The organism is Bradyrhizobium sp. 45 (assembly GCF_023073155.1).
Lineage (GTDB): Bacteria > Pseudomonadota > Alphaproteobacteria > Rhizobiales > Xanthobacteraceae > Bradyrhizobium > Bradyrhizobium canariense_D.
Genome location: NZ_JADPIX010000109.1, coordinates 213770 through 240496, shown reverse-complemented (window position 1 = coordinate 240496; position 26727 = coordinate 213770). Strand labels below are relative to the sequence as shown.

Here is a 26727-nt window from a genome sequence, read left to right as displayed (position 1 = left end):
CGCGTTGCACTCGACCCTCTCCTTCGTCATTGCGAGCGAAGCGAAGCAATCCAGACTGCCTCCGCATAAGCAGTCTGGATTGCTTCGTCGCAAGAGCTCCTCGCAATGACGAGTTTGTGGAGGCGCAACAACCTCCCCAAAACAAAACGGAGGCCGTGAGGCCTCCGTTTTCATTCGTCATGCGTCTTGGCGACTGACCGCTTATCCCAGCCGGCCCGCTGCGTGAGCGAGCAGCGTGTACACCAGGCCCGTCTCCGAGGTCAGGTGGTTGCGCAGCTCCTGCGGGCCGCGGCCGTCGCGGGCGACTTCGTCGAGCAGGCGTTCGAACTCGGCGACATAGCGGTCGACCGTGGCCTTGAAGTTGCGGTCGGAGCGATACTTGCGGGCGACCTCATCAAAGGCCTTCTGGCCGGCGGGCGTGTAGAGCCGCTTGGTGAAGGCCTTGTTCTCGCCGCGCTGATAGCGGTCCCACATCTCGGAGGCGAGGTTGCGGTCCATCAGCCGGCCGATGTCGAGCGACAAGGATTCCAGCGGATTGCCGCCACCTTGCGGAGCCTGCGGCTGCGGAGCCGGTGCAGCCTGGCGGCCGCGCTGGGGCTCACGTCCGGTAGGCGCACCCTGGTTGGCGTCCGTGCGGCTCAGCAGGTCGGACAGCCAGCCGTCACGGCCCTGGTCGTTGCCGGCCGGTGCCACCGGCGGGGCTTCGGTGCGGCGCGAGGAGGCCGGCATACCGAGGTCCGGCGGTGGCAGCGTCGAGGCGCTGGCGCTCTCGCGCATGCGCGTCTCGGTGCTGCGCGCGCCGACGGCCGCCAGTATCGGCTCTTCCTGGCGCTGCACGCTGGCGCGCCCCGTCGTGGAGACGTCGAGACCACGGCCGTGCTGAGCCACGATGCGGTTGAGCTCGGCGAGCGCCTCGATCTGGTCGACGATCACCTTGCGCATCTGCGCAGTGCTCTCGGCCGCCTCCTGCGGCATCTCGAGCACGCCGCGGCGCAGCTCGTTGCGGGTGGCTTCGAGCTCGTTGTGCATCTCGAACGCCATCTGCTTCATGCTGGAGACGAGGTTGGTGAACTTCTCGGTGGACTGCTTGAACATCGCATCCGCCTCGTCGGTGGTCTGGCGGTAGATGTCGTGCATGGCCTCGACGGTCTGCCGATGCTCCTCTTCTGAGGCCGACCGCACCGCTTCGAACTGGCGGGTGATCGCGGCGGAACCGGCGCCGGCGGTCTCCGCGACGACGCGGGCGATGTCGCGGGCACGCTCTTCGGCGGCCGCCAGCGATTCATCGAGCAGGCCGGTGAAGCGCGACAGGCGCTGGTCGAGATCGGCCGTGCGCAGGTCGATCGTGGTGACGAGCGATTCCAGCGCCTCCTTGCGTTCGGCGAGCGAGGCGGTGGTGTTCTTGTTGCTCTGTTCCACGACCTGTGCGGCCTCGACCAGTGCCTTGCCGTGCGCGTCGAACTGGGTCGACAGCTCGCCGAGATCCTGGAGCGCCCGGGTGGTCTTGCTGTTGAAGACGTTGAGCTGGTCTTCCAGGTTCTGCGTCGCAGCGCCGTTGCGCGAGGTGACGTCGTTCATCGCCGAGACGAAGTCGGCGACGCGCGTCACCAGCGCCCGCTCGAGCGAGTTGAGGTTGTCGTGCGCACCGGTCAGCACCTCCTGGAGCAGGATGTTGCCTTCGCGCAGGCGCTCGAACAGGGCGACCGTGTCGGTGCGCAGGATCTTGCTGGTCTCCTGCATCTCGGTGACGGCCGCGATCGAGACCTGGCGCGACTGGTCGATCGCCGCGCGGGAGGCCTGCTCGAGGTCCTTGAGCGACTTGTTGACGGCACCTGTCGCCATCTCGCTCGCCGAGTTGATGGTTCGCGCCACCTCGGAGCCGTTGCCCATCATGGTCTGCGAGAACGCATGTCCGCGCGTCTCGATCGACTTCAGCGCGTCGGATGTGACGCGGTCGATGTCGAGCGTGAGCTGGCTGGTCTTGGAGCCGATCGCGTCCACGAGCGAGCCGCGCTTGGCGTCGATCATGTTGGCGAGACGGTCGGACTGCTGCTGCACGTAGGTGACGATCTCGTCGGTCTTGCCGGTCATGGCCTGGCCGAAGCTGCTGCTGGCGGCGAGCACCGAGCGCTCGACGTCGGCCGAACTCGACTTGACCCGCGAGCTCGCCTCGTTGGAGGCGTTGATCAACGCGTTCTGGGCGTTGAGCGCGCTGGTCTGGATGTCGTTGGTCGCGTTCGCGGTGGCCGTGCTCAGCGTACGCTCGATCTCGCTCGAGATCGTGCGGATCTGGCTTGCGGCATCCGCCGAGGTCGAGGTCAGCGAGGTCTGCGCCTCACGCGCGCTGTTGAGGATGGTCGAGGCGGTGTCGGCGCCGACCGAGGTCAGCGTGCGCTCGATGTCCGTGGTCAGCGACTTGATCTGGCTCGCAGCGTCCGTCGAGGCGGAGATCAGCGTGCCCTGGGCCTCGCGTACGCCGCTGGTGAGCGCCTCGATGGTGGCGCCGCCGGCGGTCGCCAGCGCGCGCTGCATCTCGGCCGCCAGCGAACGAACCTGGCCGGTCTGTTCGGCGGAGACCGCCAGCAGGGTGCTCTGGGCATCACGGGCGCTGGTCGTGATCGTCTCGGCGGTCGACTGGCCGACCTGCGAGAGCGAGCGATGCACTTCGGCGGCGAGAGACTTGACCTGGCTCGCCGCATCCGAGGATGCGTTGACGAGCGTGCTCTGGGCTTCGCGGGCGCCGGTCATGATGGTCTCTGCCGTCGCGGTTCCCGCCATCGAGAGCGAGCGCTGCACGTCCGAGGACAGCGCCTTGATCTGGTTGGCGGTCTCGCTCGAGGCCGCGATCAGCGCGCTCTGCGCATCGCGGGCGCCGGCGGTGATCGATTCCGCCGTGGTGGTGCCGGCCATCGACAGCGAGCGCTGCACGTCGGCGGTGAGGGTCTTGACGTGGTTGGCGGCGTCCGAGGACGCCGTGACGAGCGTGGTCTGTACCTCGCGGGCACCGGCCAGGATCGAGGCGGCGGTCGCCGAGCCTGCCGACGACAGCGTGCGTTCGACGTCGGCGGTGAGAGTCTTGACGTGGTTGGCCGCATCCGAGGACGCCGTCACGAGCGTGGTCTGCACCTCGCGGGCACCGGCCAGGATCGAGGCGGCGGTCGCCGAGCCTGCTGACGACAGCGTGCGTTCGACGTCGGCCGCGAGCCCCTTGATCTGGTTGGAGGCATCGCCCGACGCGGCGACCAGGGTCGACTGGGCTTCGCGGGCGCTGGTCAGGATCGAGTTCGCGGCACCGGTGCCGACGGCGGTCAGCGCACGCTCGACCTCGGCGGAGGTCATCTTGAGCTGGGCGTTGACGTCGGAGGAGACCGTCATCAGCGACTGCTGCGCGGTGCGCGCACCGGTCTGGATGGTCTCGCTGGTGTTGACCACGAGGTTGGTGAGCGAGCGCTCGGCGTCCTCGACATGCGAGCGAATCGCGGTCGAGATCATCTCGGCGCGGGACATCATGTCCTCGCTGGCCTGGCGTCCGCTGCTCTCGATGCGGCCGGCGACGGCCTCGACGCGCGAGCCGAGCAGGTCCTCGAACTGCGCCACGCGCACGTCGATGTCGCTGGCGACGGCACCGACCTTGGTCTCGATAGCCTGCTGGATGTCCTGGAAGCGCGCCGTGACCGTGTCGGTCAGGTGCATGCTGCGGCCGTCGATGATCTCGGCGACGCCGGTGATGCGGCGATCGACCGCCTCGATCGCCTGCGCGGTGCCGTCCGTGAGTGTCGAGGTCAGCAGGGTGAGGCGGGAATCGATCGACTGCACGGCCTGCGAGGCGCCGTTCGTCACCGCGCTGGTCAGGTAGGTGAGGCGCGTGTCGATCGATTCGAGCGCCTGCGACGCGCCGCCGGTGAGGGTGGTCGTCAGATGCGTGAGGCGCGTGTCGATCGTGTGGATGGTCTGCGACGCGCCATCGGTCAGCGAGGTCGCGAGGTGGTTGAGGCGGTTGTCGATGGTCTCGACAGCCTGAGACGCGCCGTCGGTCAGCGACGTCGTGAGGTGGGTGAGGCGGGAGTCGATCGACTGGATCGCCTGCGCGGCACCGTCGGTCAGCGACGAGGCGAGGGTGTTGAGCCGTCCGTCGATGGTCTCGGTAACCGACTTCGCACGGGTATCGAACGACTGTTCGAGCGCGGCGACGCGGCCGACGAGCTGCTCGTCGAAGGTCTTGATGTGACCGTCGATCGTGGAGTCGAGGCTCGAGATCTTGCCGTTCAGCGAGGCATCGAGGTTGCTGACACGTTCGCCGATCGTGGTCTCGAACTGCACCAGGCGCTGGTCGAGCACAGCGGTGATCGCGCCGCCATTGGCGGTGAAGCGGGTGTCGAAATTGTCGACATAGGTCTTCAGCGATTCATGGATGTCCTGCGTGCGCTGGCCCATCCGTTCGACGATCTCGCCGCCGAAGGTCTTCACGGTGCGGTCGAATTCGGAGATGTGGCGGGTGATCAGCGCGCCCAGCGTGCCGGAGTCGCGGGCGAACTTCTCGACCAGCTCGGTGCCCTGGTTCTTCACCAGCTCGTCGAAGGCGCTCATCTGGAGCGACAGCGAGTCGTGCGCGGTCTCGGTCTGGCTGACGACCTTGGCGACCAGCGTGTTGACGGTGGCGTCGAGCGCTTCGCTCGCCTTGTCGCCGGAGGTCATGATCTGGCCGGCGAGGCGGTTGCCGGCGTCATCGATCTTGGCGGAGAGGTCGTTGGAGCGCAGCTCGAGCTCGAGCAGCAGCGAGTCCGAAGAATTCTTCAGGCTGTCGTGCACCTGCTCGGTGCGCTCGGAGATGCCGTCGACGATCGCGGCGGAGCGCTGCTCGAACTCGCCGGTGATGCGGTCGATGCGCTCGTTGAGCATTTCGTGGACGCGGTCGGCCAGGTCGACGAACTCGTCGTGAACGTGGCCGGTCTTGAAATTGAGGCTGGTGGTCAGACGCTCGCTGGCGTCGAGCACGGCGCGCGTGGTCTCGTTGCTGGCCTCCTCGAGGCGGTCGAGCAGGTCGCCGCCGCGCTCGCCGAGCGCGAGGATCATGTTGTCGCCGGCGTTGCTGAGCGCACCGGTGATGTGGGCGCCGCGCTCTTCGAGTGCGCCGGTGATGGACTTGGCGACCTCGTCGACGCGCGAGGCGATCGCGTCCGAGATCAGCGCGATGTCATGGCGCAAATCGATCTGCACGCCGGAGATGGCGCTGCGGACCTGCTCGGCCTGGCCGACCAGATTGTCGCGCTGATGCGCGATGTCCTGGAGCAGGGCGCGGATGCGCACTTCGTTGTCGGAATAGGCGCGTTCGAGCGCCGCGACCTCGTTGGCGACCAGCGTCTCGAGTTCGCCGGCGCGCGCGATGGCGCGCTCGATGCCGTCGCCCATCGCCGCAACCTCGCGGCGGATGGCCTGGCCGACGGTCACCATGGAATCGGAAGCCGAGCCTTCCGGCTCGGAGAAGCGGATCGCAACCTGGGCCATCGCCTGCGCGACCGAGCTCATTTGCTGGCCGCGCCAGACGAGGCTCGCCAGGAAGAAGAACAGCATGATCGGCGCAAAGAACATCGTGACGAGGCCGGCAATGGCCAAGACGCCGCCGCTCTGGCCCATCGCCGCCTGGATCGAAGGCAGGAAGCCGACCGTCAGTGCGGCGCAGGCGGCCAGCCAGATGACGGTGAAGATTGTCGCGCCGGTGTAGATGTTGCGGGTCGGGCGTCCCGTCTGCAACGTCTGCAAGAGCTGGCCGATGGTCGCACGGTCGTCATTGGCGGCGCGGCGCGAGGAGCGCGGCTCCTCGATCTGGTCGAACATCGCGCGTTCGTTCGCGGCAGGGCGCGCGTCGAAGCTCGGTTCGTCGAACATCGGGGGAGCCGGTGGCGCGACCGGGGGCGACGTTTCGTTGCGCATCGAGGCGTTGCGGCTGGTGTCCGCGGCCGTGTCGCTGATGTTCAGGGCTTCCTGGATTGCAGAAAGCGCATCTTCTGTGGGGTCTTTGACCTTCTTCGGAGTGTTCGCCATGTTCAGTCCGAGCCCTCGTTACTTGTACGCGTCCCCCCGCGAGCTCTGCGCGCTGCGCAAGCCCACAGTCCGGATCATGCCGCTTGCGCGGATCTCCGAGCCATCCCCACCCGGATGGCTTGTCCGCCAATTTCTCCAACATCCTATTGGCAGAGCGTCGCGAATGAAATGCCCGCGATTAAGACAATCTTAATCATCGTTAACAGGATCGTGCCGTAACGCCTTAGCAATAAATGCAATTCTCCACCGGACTCGCCGGATTGCGGCAACTTTTCGTCAATAAGCAGGCAGATTTGCGCAAAACGGCCAGAACATTTCGTTAACCATTTCCGTGCTTGGGTGGAGGGAACTTGACCGCCGGACCGGCGGACATCGCGCGATGCCGGGGCCTGCGCCATGATGCCTGAACTGCAACGGATGGACTGGATGCCCTCGCCCCCGCTTGCACCCATCGACAGCCCGCTCGACCTCGATCATCTCTCCCGCATGACGCTCGGCGATTCCGAGCTGAAACAGGAAGTGCTGGCGATGTTTGCCGAGCAGGCGGTCCGCCTGATCGCGGCGATGGCAGCGCTGCCGGCCGAAGCCGGCGCACTCGCCCACAAGCTCAAGGGCTCGGCGCGGGGGATCGGCGCCTTTGCTGTGGCGGACGCCGCAGCCAGCCTGGAGACCGCGATCCAGACCGGCCAGGGCCGGCCTCACGCCTTCGCCGCACTGAAAGAGGCGGTGACCGAGGCTCGCACCGCCATCGAGGCGATCCTGAATCCTTAAGCCAACAGGGCCAGAACCGTGCTGTAGTCTTTTGTTTTGACGGGTTTTCTTCCCGCGAAGCGGTATTCGCGACTTCATCAAAACGCTATGGCGCCGGGCTGACCGACCCGTTATAGGACAGCCCGGACCCTCCTTCATTCCCTAGATCGCGGCAGCACGAGCACACATGGCCAAAATCCACTTTGTCGATCACAAGGGCGAAACCCGTACGGTGGACGTCGAGAACGGCGCGACTGTGATGGAAGCCGCCATCCGCAACAGCATTCCCGGCATCGAGGCCGAATGCGGCGGCGCCTGCGCCTGCGCCACCTGCCATGTCTATGTCGACGAAGCGTGGCGCGAGAAGGTCGGCAGCCCGACGCCGATGGAAGAGGACATGCTCGACTTCGGCTACGACGTGCGCCCGAACTCGCGCCTGTCCTGCCAGATCAAGGTCTCCGACGAGCTCGACGGCCTCGTGGTGGCGACGCCGGAACGGCAGGCTTAACTCTCTTAGCTATCATGTGCTGGGCTGCGCGACCTGGATGCCGCGCTTGTGCCAGGGGCTGAGCTTCTCGAGCACTTCCGCGGTCAGCGGCGTTGGCCGGCGCGACGCTTCGTCGATCATCACGGCGACCGATGTCGCCGATGCAATGCACTTCCCTTCCGAAAACACCACCTGCTCGAACGTGACCGACGTTCGTCCCAGCTTCACGACGCCGAGACCGAGCTCGATCGTGTTCGGCCAGTGCAGCTCCGCGCGAAAATGGATGTCGAGCCGCACCATGATCCAGGCAAGTCCGGGCGGCGTCAGGCCGTATTCCGGGAGCTTCATCAGCGTGACACGGCCGGTCTCGAAATAGGTGGCGTAGACCGCGTTGTTGACGTGCTGGTTAGGGTCGAGATCGCCGAAGCGGACGTTGTCGCTGAGGCGAAAAGGGTAGTCCTCCAGGCACGGCGTCGTATCGAGGCGGCTTGGTGCGTTCACCGATTGATCTCCGTCATATCGTTGCTGGTTACAGCCCAGTTATCCTGACCCGGCAAGTGGGCGCGGCCGCGGGGCGCTCCCGCTTTTATGCCTTCCCTGATCCATCCCCGTTGGCTAGACAGGCAGGGTCACCTCGGCCCAAAGGGCGCCGTCCCACGAACGACCGATAAAGAGACGACATGAGCGACGCGATCAAAACCGATGTGCTGATTATTGGTGCCGGCCCCTGCGGTCTGTTCGCCGCCTTCGAGCTGGGCCTTCTGGACATGAAGACGCATTTCGTCGACATCCTCGACAAGGTCGGCGGCCAGTGCGCAGAACTCTATCCGGAAAAGCCGATCTACGACATTCCCGGCATTCCGCAGGTTTCTGGGCAGGGCCTCACCGACGCGCTGATGGAGCAGATCAAGCCGTTCCATCCGACCTTCCATCTCGGCGAGATGATCGAGACCGTCGAGAAAATCGGCGATCCGCTGTTCCGCTGCACCACGGACGCCGGCAAGGTGTTCGAATGCAAGGTGCTGGTGATCGCTGCCGGCGGCGGCTCGTTCCAGCCCAAGCGTCCACCGGTGCCGGGGATCGAAGCCTATGAAGGAAGCTCGGTGCACTACGCCGTGCGCAAGATGGAGACGTTCCGCGACAAGAACGTGCTGATCGTGGGCGGCGGCGATTCCGCGCTCGATTGGACGCTCAATCTGCATCCGATCGCCAAGCGCATCACGCTTCTGCACCGTCGCGACGATTTTCGCGCCGCGCCCCACAGCGTCGAGCAGATGCGCGCGCTGGTCGCGGCCGGCAAGATGGATCTTCGGCTCGGCCAGGTCACTGCGCTGTCAGGCAATGAGGGCAAGCTGAGCGGCGCCACCGTGAAGGGCAACGACAACAGCGTGAACGAAATTGCCTGTGACACCATGCTGCCGTTCTTCGGGCTGACCATGAAGCTCGGTCCGGTCGCGAACTGGGGCATCGCGCTGGAGAACAATCTGGTGCCGGTCGAGACATCCGCGTTCGAGACCAACGTGCCAGGCATCTTCGCGATCGGCGACATCAACACCTATCCCGGCAAGATCAAGCTGATCCTGTGCGGCTTCCACGAAGGCGCGCTGATGTCGCAAAAAGCCCATCGCTACGTCTATCCGGGGAAGCGGCTCGTGTTCCAGTACACGACGTCGTCCTCCAGCCTGCAAAAGAAGCTCGGCGTCAACTGATGGCGGGGGCGATGCCTCATGTTTCTGGTGCTGGAACAGTTCGCGAAATCGCCGTAGTCTGCGGCCATTGCAGCTGGCGGCTTAGCAAGGCGATTGGCTCAGCAAGGTGATGATAATGCGGACTCTCTTTTTCAGCTTTCGGCTGTTCTCGCTTCTCGCGCTCGCGATGACGCTCGGTGCGGTGAGCCCGGTTGTGGCGCAAGTGCAGCAGCCGACCGCCGCAGGCCTCTGGCAGAAGGTCGAAGACGGCAAGACGGTGGGATGGTTTCTCTTCATCGACCACAACGGTGTGTTCGAAGGCGTCATCGCAAAAACCTTCCCGCGGCCCGGCGACGACCCGAACGAGATCTGCGCCAAATGCACGGACGATCGCAAGAACGCGCCGGTGCTCGGGCTCTCCTTCATCCGTGACATGAAGCGCGACGGCTTGAAGTATGACGGCGGCAACGTGGTCAATCCTCGCGACGGCAACATCTGGAAGGCCAAGATGACGGTCAGCCCGGACGGACAGACCCTGACGATGCGCGGTTTCCTCGGCATCTCCCTGTTCGGCAAGGACGAGACCTGGACGCGTCTTCCCGACGCCAACATCGCGCAGGTCGATCCCGCCATCGTCGCGAAATATCTTCCGGCGCAAGCGACCGCCGCGACCAAGCCGGTGCCTGTGGCACCGGCGAAGAAGGGCGGCGCAATGATGGCGCCGGTGCCGAAGCAGTAGGTCTACGTCGCGCGCTGTGCCACCTGAACTTCGGTAGCTCCACACACCGCCGTCATTGCTCGCGAAGGCGGGGATCCAGTACGCCGCAGCCTCTCGGTGTTCTGGCGCGGTGTCCGTGGCCTCGTGCGTAATCGCGCATGCGGCCAGCTATGACAGCGGAGATCTTGGCCCGCGAGCAGCGGTCATACCCGTCGAAAGACCAATGCGTGCCGGACTTGCGCCAGTAGTTCCCCGGAATGCGCGGTGGCGCCGGATTTGCATAGCTATCCGCAAAGCTGTTGGGGGATGAGTCGCCGTCCTTGACGCCTTCGCCGAGTCGCGGAAGGCGGACGGCAGTTATCGCCCCGCGGCGATGATCTCGATCCGCGGAGACGACATGAGACGTGCAATATCGTGTGCCGCCATGCTGCTGGTCCTGACGGTGCTGCTGACGGCCCCGATGATGGCGCGCGACGACGGGCGCTACGCCAACTCGCCATTAAAACACCTGGTTCGAGAGCCTGCACAGCGAATACGGCCAATGCTGCTCGGATGCCGACGGCTATATGGTCGCCGACGTCGACTGGGAATCCGACAAGGGCCGTTATCGCGTGCATCTCGAGGGCGAATGGGTGGTCGTGCCCGACGGCGCCGTCATTACCGAGCCGAACAAGATCGGCCGCACCATGGTGTGGAAGCACTATATCGACGGCCATCCGCGGGTGCGCTGCTTCATGCCGGGCAGCATGACGTAGAGTGAAACGTCATCCCGGGCGACGCGCAGCGTCGAACCCGTAATGGCGTCAAGGCTTAGCGCGCCTCGTTGTTCGCGCTGACGCTCGCAAGCCGCTTCACGCGTGGCGACAGCACCGACATCTGCGGGCGAGGCGGGCATGCCGGCGACGATCATCGCGGGCGCAGTCGACTGCTCCTCGACGCCTGCGCCGCCGAGCACCTGGACTTGCGTCGCCGAGATCGGAAACGACGTCACTTCGTAAGAGGGAAGCTCGCCGGCGAACGCGCCTGACGAGTTGGCAATCATCGCTGCGGCAACGGCAACCATCGAAAGAACGCGCATTGGAAAATCTCCGTGAGAAGTGCCAATCGGAGGTTAGGTCGCGGTGATGCCGCAACAGGTTCGCCTGTGTGCGAACATTAGATCGCGGTCGCTGATCTATTTGATTGCGTGATGTCGAGCGACGAAGCGCGAAGGAAGTTTTCCGCGCCAATGTTTCCGGGCGGTTTCGCGGAAGTGGTCGCGCGGTGACGTGTCGGTGCCCTACGTGCCGAAACGGCACCAATGCATCCACGCGGCGAGGCAGCGTCCGCGCGCGGCGCTCAGGTCACTGGCGCCGGATTGAACAGCGTCAAATCGTTGTGGATGCCCCAGCGATCCGACCACGGCTTGGTGCGACCGCTGGCGACGTCGAGGATCAGGCGGAACAGGTCCCAGCCGGTTTCCTCGATGGTCTTCTCGCCGGTGGCAATGCCGCCGGCATCGAAATCGATCAGGTCCTTCCAGCGTCGTGCCAGCTCGGTCCGTGTCGCGACCTTGATCACGGGCGCAGCCGCAAGGCCATAAGGCGTGCCGCGGCCGGTGGTGAACACCTGCAAGGTCATGCCGGAGGCGAGCTGGAGCGTGCCGCAGATGAAGTCGGACGCCGGCGTTGCCGCAAACAGCATGCCCTTCTGCGTTGCCTTCTCGCCGGGCGAGAGGACGCCGGTGATCGCGCTTGATCCGGACTTGACGATCGAGCCGAGCGACTTCTCGACGATGTTGGCGAGGCCGCCCTTCTTGTTGCCGGGCGTGGTGTTGGCGCTGCGGTCCGCGCCGCCACGGGCCAGATAGGAATCGTACCAGGCCATCTCGCGGACCAGCGCGCGGCCGACGGCCTCGTTGATGGCGCGCCGCGTGAGCAACTGGATCGCGTCGCGCACTTCGGTGACTTCCGAGAACATCACGGTGGCGCCGGCGCGCACCAGCAGGTCGGCGGCGAAGCCGACCGCAGGGTTCGCGGTGACGCCGGAGAACGCGTCGCTGCCACCGCATTGCAGGCCGATGACGAGATCGGCGGCCGGGCAGGTCTCGCGGGTGCGCTTGTTGAGGATCTTGAGGCGGGCCTCTGCCTGGGTCATGATTGCCTCGACGATGGCGCCAAAGCCGTCGAAGGCTTCGTCCTGCATGCGCACGATGGCATTGCTGACGCCTTCCGGCACCAGACGCTCGGGCGCAAGCTTCTCGCAGCCGAGGCTGATGACCAGGATCTCGCCGCCGAAATTCGGGTTCTGTGCGATGTTTTGCAGCGTGCGGATCGGAATCACGGCATCAGGCGCGTTGATGGCGACGCCACAGCCATAGGCATGCGTCAGCGGCACGACGTCGTCGACATTCGGATATTTCGGCAGCAGTTCGGCGCGGATGCGCTTCACCGCATATTCCATCGTGCCCTTGACGCATTGCACCGAGGAGGAGATGCCGAGGATGTTCTTGGTGCCGACCGAGCCGTCGGAATTGCGAAAGCCTTCGAACGTGAAACCTTCGAGCGGCGGCAGCGGCGCGGGAACGGCGGTGGAGATTTCCAGCTTGTCGAGGGCAGGGGCCTCCGGCATGCGGATGCGCGCTTCGTCCACCCATTCGCCGGCCAGGATCGGCGCGAGCGCATGGCCGATCACCTCGCCATAGCGGATGATCGGGGCGTCCTGCGGGATGTCGACCAGCGCCGTCTTGTGTCCCTGCGGCACGAAGGCGCGCAGCGTCAGCCCGCTGGCGAAGCGGGAGCCGGCGGGAAGCCCGAAATCATTGACAACGATCGCGACGTTGTCGCGCTCGTTGAGCTTGATGTAGCGAGGCTGCTCTTTCGCTGCGACTGACTGGTCCATCTGCTTTACCTCGGAAACTCAAGTCGTAGGGTGGGCAAAGGCGCAAAGCGCCGTGCCCACCATGCTTCGTGCCGAACGTAAGCGGTGGGCGCGCCTCGCTTTGCCTACCCTACGATATCTTGCCCGTGGTTAGCCGGGATAGGTATAGGCGGTCTTCACCGTCGTGTAGAACTCGCGGGCATAGGAGCCCTGTTCGCGGGCGCCGTAGCTCGAACCCTTCCGGCCACCGAACGGCACGTGATAGTCGACGCCGGCCGTCGGCAGATTGACCATCACCATGCCGGACTCGCTGTTGCGCTTGTAGTGCGAGGCGTATTTAAGGCTGCTGGTGCAGATGCCGGAGGCGAGGCCGAACTCGGTGTCGTTGGAGATCGCGAGCGCCTCCTCGTAGTTCTTGGCGCGAATGACGGCGGCGACCGGGCCGAAGACCTCCTCGCGCGAAATGCGCATGTTGTTGTTGGCCTCGGTGAACAGCGCCGGCTGGAGGTAGTGGCCGGGCGTTTCGCGCTTGAGCAACTCGCCGCCCCAGGCGAGCTTGGCACCCTCGTCCTGGCCGATCTTGATGTAGCGCAGGTCCTGGTCGAGCTGGCTCTGGTCGACCACCGGGCCGATATGCACGCCGGCCTTGAGCGCGTCGTCCACCGTGAGGCCTTTCAGGCGCTCGGTCACCGCCGCAACGAAACGGTCGTGAATACCTTCGGTGACGATCAGGCGCGAGGACGCCGTGCAGCGCTGGCCGGTGGAGAAATAGGCGCCGTTGACGGCGACTTCGACGGCGGTCTTGAGATCGGCGTCGTCGAGCACGACCAGCGGGTTCTTGCCGCCCATCTCGAGCTGGAATTTCTTCATGTTGCTCGAGGTCACGCAAGCCTGCGCGATCTTGCGCCCCGTCTGCACCGAGCCGGTGAAGGTGATCGCGGCGACGTCGGGATGCTCGATCAGGGTCTGGCCGACCACGGAGCCCGAGCCGACAACGAGGTTGAACACGCCGGCCGGGATGCCGGAGCGGGTGATGATCTCGGACAGCGCATGCGCCGAGCCCGGCACCAGTTCGGCAGGCTTGAACACCACCGTGTTGCCATAGCAGAGCGCGGGGGCGATCTTCCAGGCAGGGATCGCGATCGGGAAATTCCAGGGCGTGATCATGCCGACGACGCCCATCGGCTCACGGGTGAGCTCGACGTCGATGCCGGGACGGACGGAAGCACCCTTCTCGCCGATCATGCGCAGCGCCTCGCCGGCGAAGAATGCGAAGATCTGGCCGGCGCGCGCGACCTCGCCAATTCCTTCCGGCAGCGTCTTGCCTTCCTCGCGGGCGAGCAGTCGGCCGAGCTCTTCCTTGCGGGCGATGATTTCGAGAGAGATCTTGTTCAGCGCGTCGTAACGCACCTGCGGCGTCGACTGCGCCCAGGCGGGGAAGGCGGCCTTGGCGGCTGCGATCGCCTTCTCGGTCTGCGCCTTGTCGGCCTTGGCGTATTCGCCGACGACGTCGTTGGTGTCGGAGGGGTTGATGTTCTTGGTGACAGCGGAGCCATCGACCCATTCGCCGCCGATGAAGTTCTTCAGGATCGCAGTCATAGCTTCCTCCAGAGTTTTTAACGAACCAGGCAAGGACGCTTGTCGTCGAAGGTCCAGCCGGGGATCAGGTCCTGCATGGCAATAGCGTCATCGCGGGCGCCGAGTCCATGCTGCTTGTAGAGGTCATGCGCGGCGTCGATGGCGGCCCTGTCGATTTCGATACCCAGGCCGGGCCGTTCGGGCACGGCGATCTTGCCGGCCTTGATCTGGAGCGGCTCCTTGGTCAAGGCCTGACCGTCCTGCCAGATCCAGTGTGTGTCGATCGCGGTGACCTTGCCGGGGGCGGCGGCGCCGACATGGGTGAACATGGCGAGCGAGATGTCGAAATGGTTGTTGGAGTGCGAACCCCAGGTCAGGCCGTTGTCGCGGCAGGTCTGGGCCACGCGCACCGAGCCTTGCATGGTCCAGAAATGGGGATCGGCCAGCGGAATGTCCACCGCGCCGAGGCGCAGCGCATGGGACAATTGCCGCCAATCGGTCGCGATCATGTTGGTCGCGGTCGGCAGGCCCGTTGCGCGGCGGAACTCGGCCATGATCTCACGGCCGGAGAAGCCGCCTTCGGCGCCGCAGGGGTCCTCGGCATAGGCGAGGATGCCGTGCATGTCCTTGCAGAGGCTGACGGCCTCGTCGAGCGACCAAGCGCCGTTCGGATCCAAGGTCACGCGCGCATTCGGAAAGCGCTTGGCGATCGCGGTGACGGCTTCGATCTCCTGCTCGCCGCGCAGCACGCCGCCCTTGAGCTTGAAATCGGCGAAGCCGTAATGGTCGTGGGTGGCTTCCGCGAGCCGCACCACGGTCTCCGGCGTCATCGCCTCCTGATGGCGGAGGTTGAACCATTCCGCCTTGCCGGTCTCGCTGCTGACATAGTCGAGCTTGGACTTGCGGCGGTCGCCGACGAAGAAGAGATAGCCCAGCGTCTCGACGCTGGTGCGCTGCTGGCCCTCGCCGAGCAGGGCTGCGACCGGCAGGTTGAGATGCTGGCCGAGCAAATCGAGCAGCGCGGACTCCACGGCCGTGACGGCGTGGATCATGACGCGGAGATCAAAAGTCTGCTTGCCGCGGCCGCCGGCATCGCGATCGGCGAAGGCGGTCCTGATATCGGCGAGGATGTTGTTCATCGCGCCGACGGTCTTGCCGATCACGAGATCACGGGCGTCCTGCAGTGTCTGCCAGATCTTCTGCCCGCCAGGCACCTCGCCGACGCCGGTGTGACCGGCATTGTCGGTGAGGATGACGATGTTGCGGGTGAAGAACGGCGCATGCGCGCCGCTCAAATTGACGAGCATGCTGTCACGGCCTGCGACCGGGATCACCTGCATCGCGGTGACGACCGGTGCGCCAGTGATCTCGGTCTTGACCATCGCAGGCTCCTCCCTGTGTTGTTGTTATTCTGCAGCCTGTTGTGACGATCGGATGACGGGCAGATTCTTCACCAGCGCCGTGACTTCCGCGATCTCCTGCTCGGTGAGGTCGGTCAGCGGCGGGCGGACCGGGCCGGAATCGCGGCCGATCACTTTCATGCCGGCCTTGATGATCGAGACCGCATAGCCCTTCTTGCGGTTGCGGATCGCGATGAGGGGCAGGATGAAGTCCTTCAGGCCGGCGTGGATCGTCGCGTGGTCGCGCTTGCGCACGGCGGCGTAGAAATTGGTGGCGAATTCCGGAACGAAGTTGAATACCGCCGAGGAGTAGGTGGTCACGCCCATGTCGAGGTAGGGCAGTGCGAAGGTCTCAGCGGTCGGCAGGCCGCCGATATAGGTCAGGCGGTCGCCGAGCTTGGTGTAGACGCGGGTCATCAGCTCGATGTCGCCGATGCCGTCCTTGTAGCCGACGAGGTTCGGGCAGCGTTCGGCGAGGCGGGCGAGCGTATCGGGCTGGAGGATGGCGTTGTCGCGGTTGTAGACGATGACGCCGATCTTCACGGAGGCGCAGATCGCTTCCACGTGGGCAGCAAGCCCGTCCTGCTCGGCATGGGTGAGATAGGGCGGCAGCAGCAACAGGCCGTCGGCGCCGGCCTTCTCCGCGCCGATCGCGATCTCGCGCGCGGTGGCGGTGCCGTAGCCGGTGCCGGCGAGGACGGGCACGCGGCCCTTGGTCTCGTCCACGGCGATCTTGACGACCTGCGGAACCTCGGCCGCCGTCAGCGAGAAGAACTCGCCGGTGCCGCCGGCGGCGAACAGGCCTGCGACGTCATAGCCGCACAGCCAGTCCATGTTAGCGCGGTAGGTCGCCTCGTCGAAGGAGTAATCCGCCTTGAACGGCGTGACGGGGAAGGACAGGAGGCCGGATCCGATCTTCTGGGCCATTTCCTGCGGGGTCATCTTGCTCATGGGCGCTGCTCCCTGGTCTCGTGTTGTGGAGGACGCAAAGGCTGCGCGTCCATGCGACCGTGGTTTAGGAGACCGTTCGATGCGGGTCCAAGCCAAAGCCTATATCGACCAATGCGAAATCAGCATCAATCTTCCATCACCTCCGCCGAGGACAATTCGCTCGCGATTTTGACGAGCGCCGAGAGCAGCGGATTCTCATCGTCGCGGCGCCAGACCATGAACAACTCGACCGGGACGCGGGTGCGCAGCTTCAGCGGCCGCAGGCGGACGTCCGCGATCTTCAGGCTCGCCGCCGCCGCCGGCACGATGGCGAGGCCGAGGCCGGCGCGGACCATGGCGAGGATGGAGTGGATCTGGCTGAGGTGCTGCACATAGCGCGGCAGAATGTCGGCGCGGGTGAACAGCGCCACCAGCACGTCATGAAAGTAGCGGCTCTCATAGGGCGAATACATCACGAAGGGCTGGTTGTCGAAATCCTTGATCGTGACGCTCTCGGCATTCGCCAGCGGATGCTTTTTCGGGATTGCGGCGAGCAGGGGCTCGGCGACGACGCGGCGGCTGGCGATTTCGGGGCGCGCGATCGGCGGCCTGAGCAGGCCGGCATCGATCTGGCCCGAGGTCAACGCCTCGAACTGGTCGCCCGACACCATCTCCTTCAGCGAGAAGTCCACCTCGGGCAGCTTGGCGCGGCAGGCGGCGACGAGCTCCGGGAGGAAGCCGTAGGCTGCGGCCGCGGTGAAGCCGATCTTCAGCGAGCCGGACTTTCCGAGCGCGATACGGCGGGCGACCTGCGAGGCGCTTTCCGCAAGCTTCAGGATGCGCCGCGCTTCCGGCAGGAAGCTGCGCCCGGCAGGCGTCAGGCGCACCGAGCGGCTGGTACGCTCCAGCAGCGGCGCATCGATGATGTGCTCGAGCACCTGGATCTGCCGGGACAGCGGCGGCTGGGTCATGTTCAGCCGCGCGGCGGCGCGGCCGAAATGCAATTCCTCCGCCACCGTGACGAAACAGCGGAGCTGGTTGAGGTCGAACATCGATACATGCCTTAGATGGATAAGGCGTTTCCCCGGCGCTTCTAGCATCGATTACTCCCAAAACAAAGACGGCGGCCGTGAAGCCGCCGTTAAGTTGCCTGGTCAAGCCCCCATGGGGAGCCCTCAGGAGGAACGTTTGAGCACCACGCGCTCGATCTTGCCGACGACCACGAGATAGGCGAATGCGGCCACCAGCGCATTGGCGCCGACGAATATCAGCGCACCGTTGAAGGAGCCGGTCGCGGCCAGGATGTAGCCGATCACGATCGGAGTGCTGATCGAGGAGAGATTGCCGAAGGTGTTGAACAGGCCGCCCGAGACGCCGCCGGCTTCCTTCGGCGAGGTGTCGGAGACGACAGCCCAGCCGAGCGCGCCGATGCCCTTGCCGAAGAAGGCGAGCGCCATGAAGCCGACCACCAGCGCCTGGCCGTCGACATAGTTGCAGGCGATGATCGACATCGACAGCAGCATGCCGCCGACGATCGGGATCTTGCGCGCCATCGTCAACGAGCCGGTCTTGCGCAGGATCGCGTCGGAGATGACGCCGCCGAGCACGCCGCCGATGAAGCCGCACAGCGCCGGCAGCGTCGCGACGAAGCCGGCTTGCAGGATCGACAGGCCGCGCTCCTTGACGAGGTAGACCGGGAACCAGGTCAGGAAGAAATAAGTCAGCGTGTTGATGCAGTACTGGCCGAGATAGACGCCGAGCATCATGCGGTTGGAAAGCAGCTGGCGGATATGGTCCCATCCGGAGCCGGGCTCGGGCGCGCGCTCTTCCTTGGGAGCGTCGAGGTCGACCAGCGCACCACCTGCCTTGATGTAATCGAATTCGGCCTCGTTGACGCCGGGGTGCTCTTTCGGCCCGTAGACGGTCTTGATCCAGACCAGGCCCATGACGATTCCGAGCGCGCCCATCACGAAGAACACATAGCGCCAGCCGTAGTCGTGCGCGATCCAGCCCATCAGCGGCGCGAAGATCACTGTTGCGAAATACTGCCCGGAATTAAAGAACGCGGACGCGGTCCCTCGCTCGTTGCTCGGAAACCAGGCCGCGACGATGCGAGCATTGGCGGGGAACGAGGGCGCTTCGGCGATGCCGACAAGGAAGCGCAGGCCGAACAGCACGGTGATCGCGGTGCCGGCGCTGAAGAAGCCGACCCAGCCCTGCATCGTCGTGAACAGCGACCAGACGATGATGCTGAAGGCATAGACGAGGCGGGAGCCGTAGCGGTCGAGCAGCCAGCCGCCCGGCACTTGCGCGATCACATAGGACCATCCGAACGCCGAGAAGATGTAGCCCATCGCGACGGGATCGAGGTGCAGCTCCTTGGAGAGCGCGGGGCCCGCGATCGACAACGTGGCGCGGTCGGCATAATTGACGGTCGTGACCAGGAACAACATGGTCACGATGAACAGCCTGACGCGAGACCTTCTCACATCCGCTGCGGACATCACTGCGCTCATTGCGCGCCTCCTTAGAACTCGAAACGTTTCCCCACTGCGACTCCTAGAGGTGCGCGCGGCAAAGTGTCCAAGTTCAAGGCAGTATCGATCGATGCTGCTTTTGGATTGATGGAACGGCAGGTGGGAGGAACGATCGAGGTGACGGCGAACCCGATCGCACCACGCGCGCCGTTGTCATTCCCCGCGAAGGCGGGGAATCCAGTACGCCGCGACGTCTCGATTCAATCACGTCTGTCACGGAGTACTGGATCGCCCGCCTGCGCGGGCGATGACAGTGTGCGGTTAGAGGCTGCGCGCGTCTACTGCCGCGCGGCCGGCAGCAGCGGCGCGAGCAGCCCGCGTGTCACGCCCGGCGGTGCCGCATCCAGACCCAGCACGGCGCTTGCCGCCGGCAGTGCCGCGTCCGCCATCGCGGCGTGGCCTTCGGCGCTCGGATGCACGGCGCCGCCGTAGACGGCGGAGAGCACGCCCCAGGTCGCGTCATGAATGTCGGTCGGCTGGCTCGCCGCCGGCAGGCCTTGCGGATAGGTCATCGCGGCGAAATAGCTGTCGTTGGCGTCCCGGATCCACCGCGCGCGCGGCAAATAGGCGCGGAATTCGGAGGCGCCGCGGCCGCACAGCATCGGCTGGCTCGCCGCACTCACGATATCAGGATTGAAGCTCTGGCCGTTCTCGGCAAAGCAGGTGCGGTCGAATTCGGGATCGTTGCCCGAATGCGCGCAGAAGCCGTGATCGGCGAACGCCGCCTGATGCGAATCCACGAAGGTCATGCGGTCGGCCTCGGGATCGCGGCACAGCGCGCCACGGGTGCAGGTGGCGAGCCCCTTGAGTTGCGGCAGGAATTCGGTGTCGACGAAGGTCGAGACGCGGGCAAGGCGCTGCGGGTCGGCGTTGAAGGACGGATGAATGTCGAAGCCGGCGCGGCCGCCGCGGCAGGGCACGCCGCCATCGGCGAGCGCCGGGTTGGCATAGGAGACGTAGACCACATGCGAGAGGTCGCCGCCGACCAGCGGCTTCAGCGCCTCGCGCAGCTTGACGAAATTCTGCGGCAGTTCGCGCGCCAGCGCATCGCGGGAATCATCGACGCTCGCCATCACGCCGGAGCGGCGGAATATCGCGCGCTCGGTTGCGGTCTCGACGATCACGTCGGCAACGAGGCCGGAGAAATAGACGTCGTTGGCGCCGACCGAGAGCAGCACGAGGTCGAGCGTGCGCTCGGGCTGGCGTTTCCTGGCGGCGGTCAGCGCCTCGCGCAGCTCGGCGACCTGCGCGTTCACGCTGATGTTGCAGACGCCGGTCTTGCCGGGCGGGCATTCACGGGCACGCTGCGAGCCGAGCAGCCCGTCGCTGATGCCGGCGCCAGTGCAGGCGAGCGGCAGAAAGGTCACCGCGACGTGGGTGTAGCGTACCGCAAGCGCCAGCGCGGTGCGGGCCTGGTAGCTGTAGAGCGATCGGTGGCAAGGCGAGTTGAACCAGAGGGCGCTGTAGCGCTGCCAGTTGGCAAGCGTATCCGGCGCTTCGCAGGCGCGGCCGCCCTTGAAGCCGGCTCGGCTCGGCCGGTAATACTGCGCGCCGGCGGTGCCGAGATAGGAGCGGAAGCAAAAACCTTCGTCCGACAGCGCCAGCGGCCGGTCCGGATTGCCTTCGCCCGAGGCGATGCTGTCTCCGAGGCCAGCGACGAAGATGTCGCGGACCTGGATCTCGGTTTGGACCCGCTGGGTCGGATCGGAGCCGGAGGAGACATCGACGCTCGCAACCGTCTGTTTGCCGTAGCGGACCCGCAGATTGATCGGCTCGGCGCAGTCGAAGGTGGATTGCTGCGGCCCGTCGCCGTCGTCGAACGACCAGGCGCAGGTGGCGCCGACCGGCACCGCGCCGGCGAGGCGCACGGTGACGGGATGGTCGATGGGGGTGAGGTAGTTTTCCTTGGTGTTGTCGCGGGTGCAGGGCTGGTTGACCCGGCCCTGGAGGTCGATGCAGAGCCGGTTGACCATGTTGCGGGCCCAGCCGCGGCCCTCGCTCTGGAGCTCCAGCGATTGCTCGGCGGCGAGGATGCTGCGGTTACGCGCGTTCTCGACATGGAGCAGGAAGTCGCGCTCCTCGCGGAACAGCCGGAAGCGGTTGCGCACCTCCCAGCTGATCTGCATGGCGCCCGCGTCCTGCGCGGCCGCCCGCTCCGGCGGGAAGGCGGTGAGGAGCCCGGCGAGCAGCAGGGCACCGGCGAGGAAACGGCGATGGAAGAAAGGGATCATGGCCCGCGTCTTCAACGGCAAAGTTGAGGCGGAAATAAGAGAGCTAGTCTCCGCCTGCAACATTGGTCTGACGGTTTTGCCGGCCGGCGTCTAGCGGACTATCGTGGGAGCATGATCTTTTCGGAAAACCACTTCGCACTTTTCCGGATCACGCTCAGCGTTTGCTGGCCTGCCGCAGCGACCGCTCGCGCTCCATCGCTGCCACCTGCTTGGGCAGGTTGGCCTGCGCGCAGGCCTCCGCCAGCCGTCGGCGCTCCTGCCAGGGCTCCACCACATTCATCCAGAGCTCGCGTGCGCCCATGATGGAGATGGCAAGACCGAACGGGATCACGAAATAGAGGATGCGGAAGACGAGGAGCGTGGCCAGAAGCTGCTCGCGGCCGAATTCGGGCAGCGCCACCAGCATGGCGGCGTCGAACACGCCGAGCGAGCCGGGAGCATGGCTGGCGAAGCCGAGCAAAGTCGCCAAAATGAACACCACGGAGAGCGACAGGAAGTCGATCTGCGGAGTGGCCGGCACCAGAAGGTACATCGCCAGCGCGCAGAATCCGAGATCGACGACGCCGATCAGGATCTGCACCAACGTCAGCGGCGCTGAGGGCAGCACCACCTTCCAGCCTTTCTGGCCGAGCTCGCGGCGCTTCTCGCCCATGCACAGCCAGACCAGATAGGCGCCGATCGAGGCGAGGCCGCCGATCGCAATCAGCCGGTTGATCGACGACGGCAGCTGATCCATGTAGGAGGCGGCATCCGGATGGATGGCCATGCCGATCGAGAGCACGAAGATGTTACCGAGCCAGAAGGTCAGGCCCGACAGGAAGCAGATTTTTGCGACGTCGATCGCATTCAGCCCGTAATCCGAATAGATCCGGAAGCGGATCGCGCCGCCGGTGAAGACGGTGGCGCCGATATTGTGGCCGATCGAATAGGACGTGAAGCTGGAGAGCGCTGCGATGCGATAAGGCACGTGCCTCTTGCCGATCGTTCGCAGTGCAAAAAAGTCGTAGAAGGTCAGCGTACAGAACGCGAAGCATACGCAGATCGCCGCCAGCCCGATATTGCCGCGGGGGATCTCGGTCAACGCGGTCAGGATGACCCCGGTGTCGATGCCCTTGAGCGTCCGTACCAGCGTGGTGATCGCGAACGCGATGATGAAGACGCTCGCCGCAACGCCGAGTCGCCGCCAGCCGATCCATCTCTTGAAGCCGCGCTTGAGCGCGGTCAGCAGTCCGTGCATTCATCCTCCCGGCGGGGGGCAAGACCGACCAGGCCAGACATTGGCCGGTCGGATGCGATCAGTGCCCGATGTGGGCTTGGATCGCTAGGCATGATGTAGCTCATTTAAGGCAAAAACAGTGACTTGTGCAGCCCTTGACAAGGATAGGTTCTGCCTTGGACCAGCTACTTTGTCATACGCGGTTCACATCGGACGCGCGTTAAGCATATGAGTCGTGGCACCGGTCGCGTCCGTCCGTGACATAGTCTCAGACCCTGCATGGCCGGCATTGTTCCAGCGCAAGGGATGCGGGCTTTTTTGGAACGACGATGCCGTGCGCTGGTTAGTGCCCCATCAGCAATCGAACATGGCGGAATAACCGGCTTCTCCTGCGAGCCGGTGCCTCCGTGTTCCCACAACCCGAGAGGATCGGACCGATGGGATTGTTCACAAAAGACATCAAGACCATGAACGACCTGTTCGTGCATCAGCTCCAGGACATCTATTACGCCGAGCAGCAGCTCACCAAGGCTCTGCCTAAAATGGCGGATAAGGCGACCGATCCGCAGCTGAAGCAGGGCTTTTTGACGCACCTCGAAGAAACCAGAGAGCACGTCAAGCGCCTCGAGGAAGTGTTCAAGATGCACGGTGCGCAGGTGAAGGCGGTCGATTGCCCCGCGATCGACGGCATCATCGAGGAAGCCGACGAGACCGCCGGCGAAGTCGCCGACAAGGCGGTGCTCGACGCCGCGCTGATCAACGCGGCACAGGCGGCGGAACACTACGAGATCGTCCGCTACGGCAGCCTGATCGCCTGGGCCAAGCAACTCGGCCGCAACGACTGCGCCAGCGTGCTCGCCAAGACGTTGGAAGAAGAGAAGGCGACCGACAAGAAGCTGACCACGATCGCCGAGAGCAAGGTGAATCTGCGCGCGGCCAGCTGAGGGCAAGGCATAGCCAGGAGAGAGCGTCGCGCGGTCATCCGCGCGACGCTCGAACATGAGGCATCCGTCCCGCATCCATCATTCGATCCTTGTCGTAACATGACGAGGGGCTGGAAGCGTATCGTTCGCATGGGGCTGCAACCGAGATGGCAGCATGCGAGTAAGCACCGCCAGATACGAAGCCTTCGAAGCCGGCGCGCCGCATTCCGGCTCCCGCCTTGCGACGTCCCTCACCCTTGCCGCGATGAGCCTTGGTTATGGCGTGGTGCAGCTTGACGTCACCATCGTCAACACCGCGCTCGACGCGATGGGCAGGACGCTCGGCGGCGGCGTCGCCGAGCTGCAATGGGTTGTCAGCGCCTACACCATTGCGTTTGCCGCCTTCATCCTGACGGCGGGCGCGCTCGGCGACCGCATCGGCGCCAAGCGCGTCTTCATGGCGGGTTTCGCAATCTTCACCGCCGCATCGCTCGCCTGTGCGTTGTCGCCCAATGCAACCGTGCTGATTGGGGCGCGCCTGGTCCAGGGCCTGGCGGCGGCGATCCTGGTGCCGAATTCCCTTGCCCTGCTCAATCATGCCTATCCGGACGACCGCGAGCGCGGCCGCGCCGTCGCGATCTGGGCCGCCGGTGCGAGCCTCGCGCTCACCGCGGGCCCCTTCGTCGGCGGCGCGCTGATCACGCTGGTCGGCTGGCGCGCGATCTTTCTCGTCAACCTTCCGATCGGCCTCATCGGCCTTTGGCTGAGTTGGCGCTATGCGACCGAGACCACGCGCGCGCCCTCACGCGAGATCGATCTGCCCGGCCAGCTCGCGGCAATTGGTGCGCTGGGGGCGCTCGCCGGCGCGATCATCGAGGGGGGCGCGCTTGGCTGGCAGCATCCGGCTGTGCTCGCGGCGTTCGCTTCAGCCGCTTTCCTGGCGGTGCTGTTCGTCTGGCGCGAGAGCCGCGCGAGGCAGCCGATGCTGCCCCTGTCCCTGTTCGATCACCGGCTGTTCAGCCTGACCGCGCTCGTCGGCCTGCTCGTGAACGTCGCGATTTACGGGCTGATCTTCGTGCTCAGCCTTTACTTCCAGAGGATCAACGGCCTGTCGGCGTGGTGGACCGGTCTCGCCTTCGTGCCGATGATGGCGGTGGTGCTGCCGGTCAATCTGCTGGCGCCGCGTCTCGCCGAGCGCATCGGGTCGTGCCCGACCATCGTCGTCGGCGCCTGCGTCTCGGCGCTCGGCTGTCTCGGCCTGCTGTGGATCGAGGCCGGCACAAGCTATTGGGCGATCTTTGCGCAGATGATCGCGATCAGCAGCGGGCTTGGGCTGCTGGTGCCGCCGCTGACCTCGACCTTGCTGGGCAGCGTCGAGAAGGCACGCTCCGGCATCGCGGCGGGCGTCCTGAACGCGACGCGGCAGACAGGCAGCGTGCTCGGCGTTGCGCTGTTCGGTTCGCTGGTGGCCTCGGAAGGCACGTTCATGACCGGCCTGCACGCATCGCTGGTGGTATCGGCCGCCGTCCTCGTGCTCGCCGCCGCCGTGATCGGCGCGCCGTCGCGCGGATGAATTGTGCGGAGGAATTAGCCGCGGCGCAGTGCGAAATGCGCGCCGCAGAACGCCATCACGGCACCGAGGCCCAGCGCGGCAATCCCGGCCAGCACGCCTGAGACCGTCGGGACCGGGCTCGGCGCCGAGGCCACCTGGCCAGCCCCCGCAAGCAGCAGCACGCCGACCGCGATGAGGAATTGCCGCATCCGTTGCGGGATCTGGCCCGAGACGGCGCTCTGCATCAACGTCGCCGTGAAATAGCCGCCGGAGAAGCCGACGGAGGCGATCAGCCACCAGGCGATCGCCGCGCCCGCCGGTATGAACTCGTGCGAGTCCGAGTGCCAGAGGCCGCCGAGATCGAGCCCGTAGCGCGCGCCCAGCATGTGCACGGCGAGCGCGAGCAGCACGCCGGAGATCACGGCGGCGCCGAGAATCAGGCGGCGCGGAAAAAAAATCGTCTCAGCCATGTCTCGCTTGTAGGATGGGGCAGGGCGCTCACGCAAGCGGGTCGCAGACTGGATTGCCCGGATAGGATCGATTGTGAAGATGCGGGATTCGGGAGTTGAGCCGGCTGCGGGTGCGAGCTATGCCTACAAGGCGTCGCTGATCGGCTCGGCGCATCGCTTCGAACTGACCGAGGAGGGGCTGTCCTGGCACATCGCCGGCCGCACCTCGCTGTGGCGTTATGACGAGATCAGTGCGATCCGGCTGTCGTTCCGCCCCGTCTCGATGCAGCAGCACCGCTTTCGCGCCGATGTCAGCCACATCGGTGGCGGCCGTATCGCAATCCTCTCGACGAGCTGGCAGACCGCGGCCCTGATGGCGCCGCAGGACAATGGCTTTCGCAATTTCATCGTCGGGTTGCATGCGCGCATGGCGCAGGCCGGCAGCCACGCCGAGTTGACCGCGGGCCTTGGCCGCAGGACCTACGCGACAATGCTGGCTTTTCTTGCGGTGCTTGCAGTGGCGATGACGGGGCTCCTGATCCGGGCGCTTGCGATCGGCGAATTCGCCGGCGCGCTGTTCATCATCGGTTTTGCCGCGCTGTTCGCGTGGCAGATCGGCGGCTTCGTGCGGCGTAACCAGCCGCGGAGCTACAGCTTCGATCGCGTGCCGAGCGCCTTGCTGCCCTAGGTGCAACGGGCCGCAATCAAACGTGACTTCGCGCCGTTGCGGCAGTGTCGCATCGTGCTGCCATGTCAACCCTGGATCGCAGCACGCGGAGGCCTTCGGCGGATGAGATCGCCAGGATCAACTGCGCGCACCTGATCGATACGCGACTTCGGCCGGCCGACCTGTTGTTCATGTTCGGCACCCGCGAGGACGTCACGCTGCGGGCCGACACAGCAGCCCGGCTGTGGCACGAGGGTTTGTTCCGCTGGTCGATTGTCAGCGGCGGCGTGACGGCGGGCTCGGAGCAATCCGAGTGCACGATCATCAAGGCGGCGATGGTCGCGGCGGGCATTCCGGCTGACCGAATTCTCGAGGAACATCGTGCCCAAAACACCGGCGAGAACGTGATCCTCTCGCTGCCGATCATTGACGCGGCGCTCGGGCTGCACAATGTCCGCAGCGTGATCTGCCTCGGCAACACCTGGACCGCGCGGCGTTATCCGATGACGCTGCACCGGCACTGGCCGGAGGTCGAGAAAATGCTGCTCACAGTCGACAGCTTTGCGACGCCGCGCGCGCTCTGGCACACCGATCCCGAATTTCGCCGCCGCATGCTGCACGAATGGGACAAGATCGAGCCTTACAAGGCGAGGGGCTTCATCGCGGAATGGCCGGAGGCCTGAGCTTGGGGCAAGCGCCG

The 26727-nt window shown here is 65.4% G+C and carries 20 protein-coding genes and 1 pseudogene; 9 read left to right on the top strand and 12 right to left on the bottom strand.

The features are described from left to right. Positions 1 to 201 precede the first annotated feature (201 nt). A complete protein-coding gene (locus IVB42_RS18725; RefSeq protein WP_247470785.1) occupies positions 202 to 6042 on the bottom strand; it encodes a negative regulator of septation ring formation in 5841 nt (1946 codons plus the stop codon). A 426-nt stretch (positions 6043 to 6468) separates the two neighbouring features. On the opposite strand from IVB42_RS18725, the gene IVB42_RS18720 reads away from it, so the two are divergent. After that, a complete protein-coding gene (locus tag IVB42_RS18720) occupies positions 6469 to 6813 on the top strand; it encodes an Hpt domain-containing protein (RefSeq protein ID WP_247470783.1) in 345 nt (114 codons plus the stop codon). Positions 6814 to 6979: 166 nt separating this feature from the next. Then, entirely contained in the window at positions 6980 to 7300 is a 321-nt protein-coding gene (locus IVB42_RS18715) for a 2Fe-2S iron-sulfur cluster-binding protein (protein ID WP_247470780.1), read from the top strand. A 12-nt stretch (positions 7301 to 7312) separates the two neighbouring features. Here IVB42_RS18715 and IVB42_RS18710 read toward each other — a convergent pair whose 3' ends face one another. Then, positions 7313 to 7780 (bottom strand): thioesterase family protein, encoded by a 468-nt coding sequence (locus IVB42_RS18710; RefSeq protein ID WP_247470777.1) that lies wholly within the window; start codon positions 7778 to 7780, stop codon positions 7313 to 7315. A 179-nt stretch (positions 7781 to 7959) separates the two neighbouring features. Here IVB42_RS18710 and IVB42_RS18705 point away from each other — a divergent pair, with 179 nt between their 5' ends. The 3 genes and pseudogenes from IVB42_RS18705 to IVB42_RS18695 all read left to right on the top strand — a co-directional run bounded on the left by IVB42_RS18705 (position 7960) and on the right by IVB42_RS18695 (position 10440). Next, positions 7960 to 8988: an NAD(P)/FAD-dependent oxidoreductase gene (locus tag IVB42_RS18705; RefSeq protein WP_018457536.1), complete on the top strand. Its 1029-nt coding sequence runs from the start codon at positions 7960 to 7962 to the stop codon at positions 8986 to 8988. A gap of 115 nt (positions 8989 to 9103) precedes the next feature. Then, on the top strand, positions 9104 to 9706 hold the full coding sequence (locus IVB42_RS18700; RefSeq protein WP_026233392.1) for a DUF2147 domain-containing protein: 603 nt from the start codon (positions 9104 to 9106) through the stop codon (positions 9704 to 9706). Positions 9707 to 10082: 376 nt separating this feature from the next. Further along, positions 10083 to 10440 (top strand): annotated as a pseudogene (locus IVB42_RS18695) (hypothetical protein). Here IVB42_RS18695 and IVB42_RS18690 read toward each other — a convergent pair. From IVB42_RS18690 to IVB42_RS18650, 9 genes are all read right to left on the bottom strand, one after another. Further along, entirely contained in the window at positions 10386 to 10763 is a 378-nt protein-coding gene (locus IVB42_RS18690; protein ID WP_247470774.1) for a hypothetical protein, read from the bottom strand. The pseudogene IVB42_RS18695 and the gene IVB42_RS18690 sit on opposite strands and share 55 nt — an antisense overlap. Before the next feature lie 260 nt (positions 10764 to 11023). After that, positions 11024 to 12565 carry a galactarate dehydratase gene (garD, locus tag IVB42_RS18685; protein WP_247470771.1) on the bottom strand — a complete coding sequence of 514 codons (1542 nt, stop codon included), beginning with the start codon at positions 12563 to 12565 and terminating at the stop codon, positions 11024 to 11026. Positions 12566 to 12694: 129 nt separating this feature from the next. Then, positions 12695 to 14143, bottom strand: a complete 1449-nt coding sequence (locus IVB42_RS18680; RefSeq protein WP_247470768.1) for an aldehyde dehydrogenase family protein — start codon at positions 14141 to 14143, stop codon at positions 12695 to 12697. A 17-nt stretch (positions 14144 to 14160) separates the two neighbouring features. Next, positions 14161 to 15504 carry a glucarate dehydratase gene (gene gudD / locus IVB42_RS18675; RefSeq protein ID WP_247470765.1) on the bottom strand — a complete coding sequence of 448 codons (1344 nt, stop codon included), beginning with the start codon at positions 15502 to 15504 and terminating at the stop codon, positions 14161 to 14163. 24 nt (positions 15505 to 15528) lie between these two features. Next, positions 15529 to 16473, bottom strand: coding sequence for a 5-dehydro-4-deoxyglucarate dehydratase (kdgD, locus tag IVB42_RS18670; RefSeq protein WP_247470763.1), 945 nt, complete (start codon positions 16471 to 16473; stop codon positions 15529 to 15531). 125 nt (positions 16474 to 16598) lie between these two features. Next, positions 16599 to 17504: a LysR substrate-binding domain-containing protein gene (locus IVB42_RS18665; protein ID WP_007602059.1), complete on the bottom strand. Its 906-nt coding sequence runs from the start codon at positions 17502 to 17504 to the stop codon at positions 16599 to 16601. A gap of 123 nt (positions 17505 to 17627) precedes the next feature. After that, complete coding sequence (locus IVB42_RS18660) at positions 17628 to 18968, bottom strand: MFS transporter (RefSeq protein WP_085383951.1); 1341 nt, start codon at positions 18966 to 18968, stop codon at positions 17628 to 17630. Between the two features lie 299 nt (positions 18969 to 19267). Beyond that, positions 19268 to 21220 (bottom strand): hypothetical protein, encoded by a 1953-nt coding sequence (locus IVB42_RS18655; protein ID WP_247470761.1) that lies wholly within the window; start codon positions 21218 to 21220, stop codon positions 19268 to 19270. A 154-nt stretch (positions 21221 to 21374) separates the two neighbouring features. Then, on the bottom strand, positions 21375 to 22457 hold the full coding sequence (locus IVB42_RS18650; protein ID WP_247297161.1) for a YbhN family protein: 1083 nt from the start codon (positions 22455 to 22457) through the stop codon (positions 21375 to 21377). A gap of 416 nt (positions 22458 to 22873) precedes the next feature. Here IVB42_RS18650 and IVB42_RS18645 point away from each other — a divergent pair, with 416 nt between their 5' ends. Together IVB42_RS18645 and IVB42_RS18640 are read left to right on the top strand one after the other, a co-directional pair. Continuing rightward, positions 22874 to 23380 (top strand): ferritin-like domain-containing protein, encoded by a 507-nt coding sequence (locus IVB42_RS18645; RefSeq protein ID WP_007612365.1) that lies wholly within the window; start codon positions 22874 to 22876, stop codon positions 23378 to 23380. A gap of 154 nt (positions 23381 to 23534) precedes the next feature. Next, complete coding sequence (locus tag IVB42_RS18640) at positions 23535 to 24932, top strand: MFS transporter (RefSeq protein WP_247470759.1); 1398 nt, start codon at positions 23535 to 23537, stop codon at positions 24930 to 24932. Between the two features lie 14 nt (positions 24933 to 24946). On the opposite strand, the gene IVB42_RS18635 is transcribed toward IVB42_RS18640, so the two are convergent. After that, a complete protein-coding gene (locus IVB42_RS18635) occupies positions 24947 to 25381 on the bottom strand; it encodes a hypothetical protein (RefSeq protein ID WP_018457549.1) in 435 nt (144 codons plus the stop codon). A gap of 79 nt (positions 25382 to 25460) precedes the next feature. Between IVB42_RS18635 and IVB42_RS18630 the strand changes: the two genes are divergently transcribed. Both IVB42_RS18630 and IVB42_RS18625 read left to right on the top strand, forming a co-directional pair. Beyond that, a complete protein-coding gene (locus IVB42_RS18630; protein ID WP_247470757.1) occupies positions 25461 to 26048 on the top strand; it encodes a hypothetical protein in 588 nt (195 codons plus the stop codon). A 62-nt stretch (positions 26049 to 26110) separates the two neighbouring features. Continuing rightward, positions 26111 to 26710, top strand: a complete 600-nt coding sequence (locus tag IVB42_RS18625) for a YdcF family protein (RefSeq protein WP_018457551.1) — start codon at positions 26111 to 26113, stop codon at positions 26708 to 26710. Positions 26711 to 26727 lie beyond the last annotated feature (17 nt).

Bases quoted from the DNA above. Each gene is read 5' to 3' on its own strand.
- IVB42_RS18725 (WP_247470785.1), bottom strand. From the start codon at position 6,042: ATGGCGAACACTCCGAAGAAGGTCAAAGACCCCACAGAAGATGCGCTT.
- IVB42_RS18720 (WP_247470783.1), top strand. From the start codon at position 6,469: ATGCCCTCGCCCCCGCTTGCACCCATCGACAGCCCGCTCGACCTCGAT.
- IVB42_RS18715 (WP_247470780.1), top strand. From the start codon at position 6,980: ATGGCCAAAATCCACTTTGTCGATCACAAGGGCGAAACCCGTACGGTG.
- IVB42_RS18705 (WP_018457536.1), top strand. From the start codon at position 7,960: ATGAGCGACGCGATCAAAACCGATGTGCTGATTATTGGTGCCGGCCCC.
- IVB42_RS18700 (WP_026233392.1), top strand. From the start codon at position 9,104: ATGCGGACTCTCTTTTTCAGCTTTCGGCTGTTCTCGCTTCTCGCGCTC.
- IVB42_RS18690 (WP_247470774.1), bottom strand. From the start codon at position 10,763: ATGCGCGTTCTTTCGATGGTTGCCGTTGCCGCAGCGATGATTGCCAAC.
- garD (WP_247470771.1), bottom strand. From the start codon at position 12,565: ATGGACCAGTCAGTCGCAGCGAAAGAGCAGCCTCGCTACATCAAGCTC.
- IVB42_RS18680 (WP_247470768.1), bottom strand. From the start codon at position 14,143: ATGACTGCGATCCTGAAGAACTTCATCGGCGGCGAATGGGTCGATGGC.
- gudD (WP_247470765.1), bottom strand. From the start codon at position 15,504: ATGGTCAAGACCGAGATCACTGGCGCACCGGTCGTCACCGCGATGCAG.
- kdgD (WP_247470763.1), bottom strand. From the start codon at position 16,473: ATGAGCAAGATGACCCCGCAGGAAATGGCCCAGAAGATCGGATCCGGC.
- IVB42_RS18665 (WP_007602059.1), bottom strand. From the start codon at position 17,504: ATGTTCGACCTCAACCAGCTCCGCTGTTTCGTCACGGTGGCGGAGGAA.
- IVB42_RS18660 (WP_085383951.1), bottom strand. From the start codon at position 18,968: ATGAGCGCAGTGATGTCCGCAGCGGATGTGAGAAGGTCTCGCGTCAGG.
- IVB42_RS18655 (WP_247470761.1), bottom strand. From the start codon at position 21,220: ATGATCCCTTTCTTCCATCGCCGTTTCCTCGCCGGTGCCCTGCTGCTC.
- IVB42_RS18650 (WP_247297161.1), bottom strand. From the start codon at position 22,457: ATGCACGGACTGCTGACCGCGCTCAAGCGCGGCTTCAAGAGATGGATC.
- IVB42_RS18645 (WP_007612365.1), top strand. From the start codon at position 22,874: ATGGGATTGTTCACAAAAGACATCAAGACCATGAACGACCTGTTCGTG.
- IVB42_RS18640 (WP_247470759.1), top strand. From the start codon at position 23,535: ATGCGAGTAAGCACCGCCAGATACGAAGCCTTCGAAGCCGGCGCGCCG.
- IVB42_RS18635 (WP_018457549.1), bottom strand. From the start codon at position 25,381: ATGGCTGAGACGATTTTTTTTCCGCGCCGCCTGATTCTCGGCGCCGCC.
- IVB42_RS18630 (WP_247470757.1), top strand. From the start codon at position 25,461: ATGCGGGATTCGGGAGTTGAGCCGGCTGCGGGTGCGAGCTATGCCTAC.
- IVB42_RS18625 (WP_018457551.1), top strand. From the start codon at position 26,111: ATGTCAACCCTGGATCGCAGCACGCGGAGGCCTTCGGCGGATGAGATC.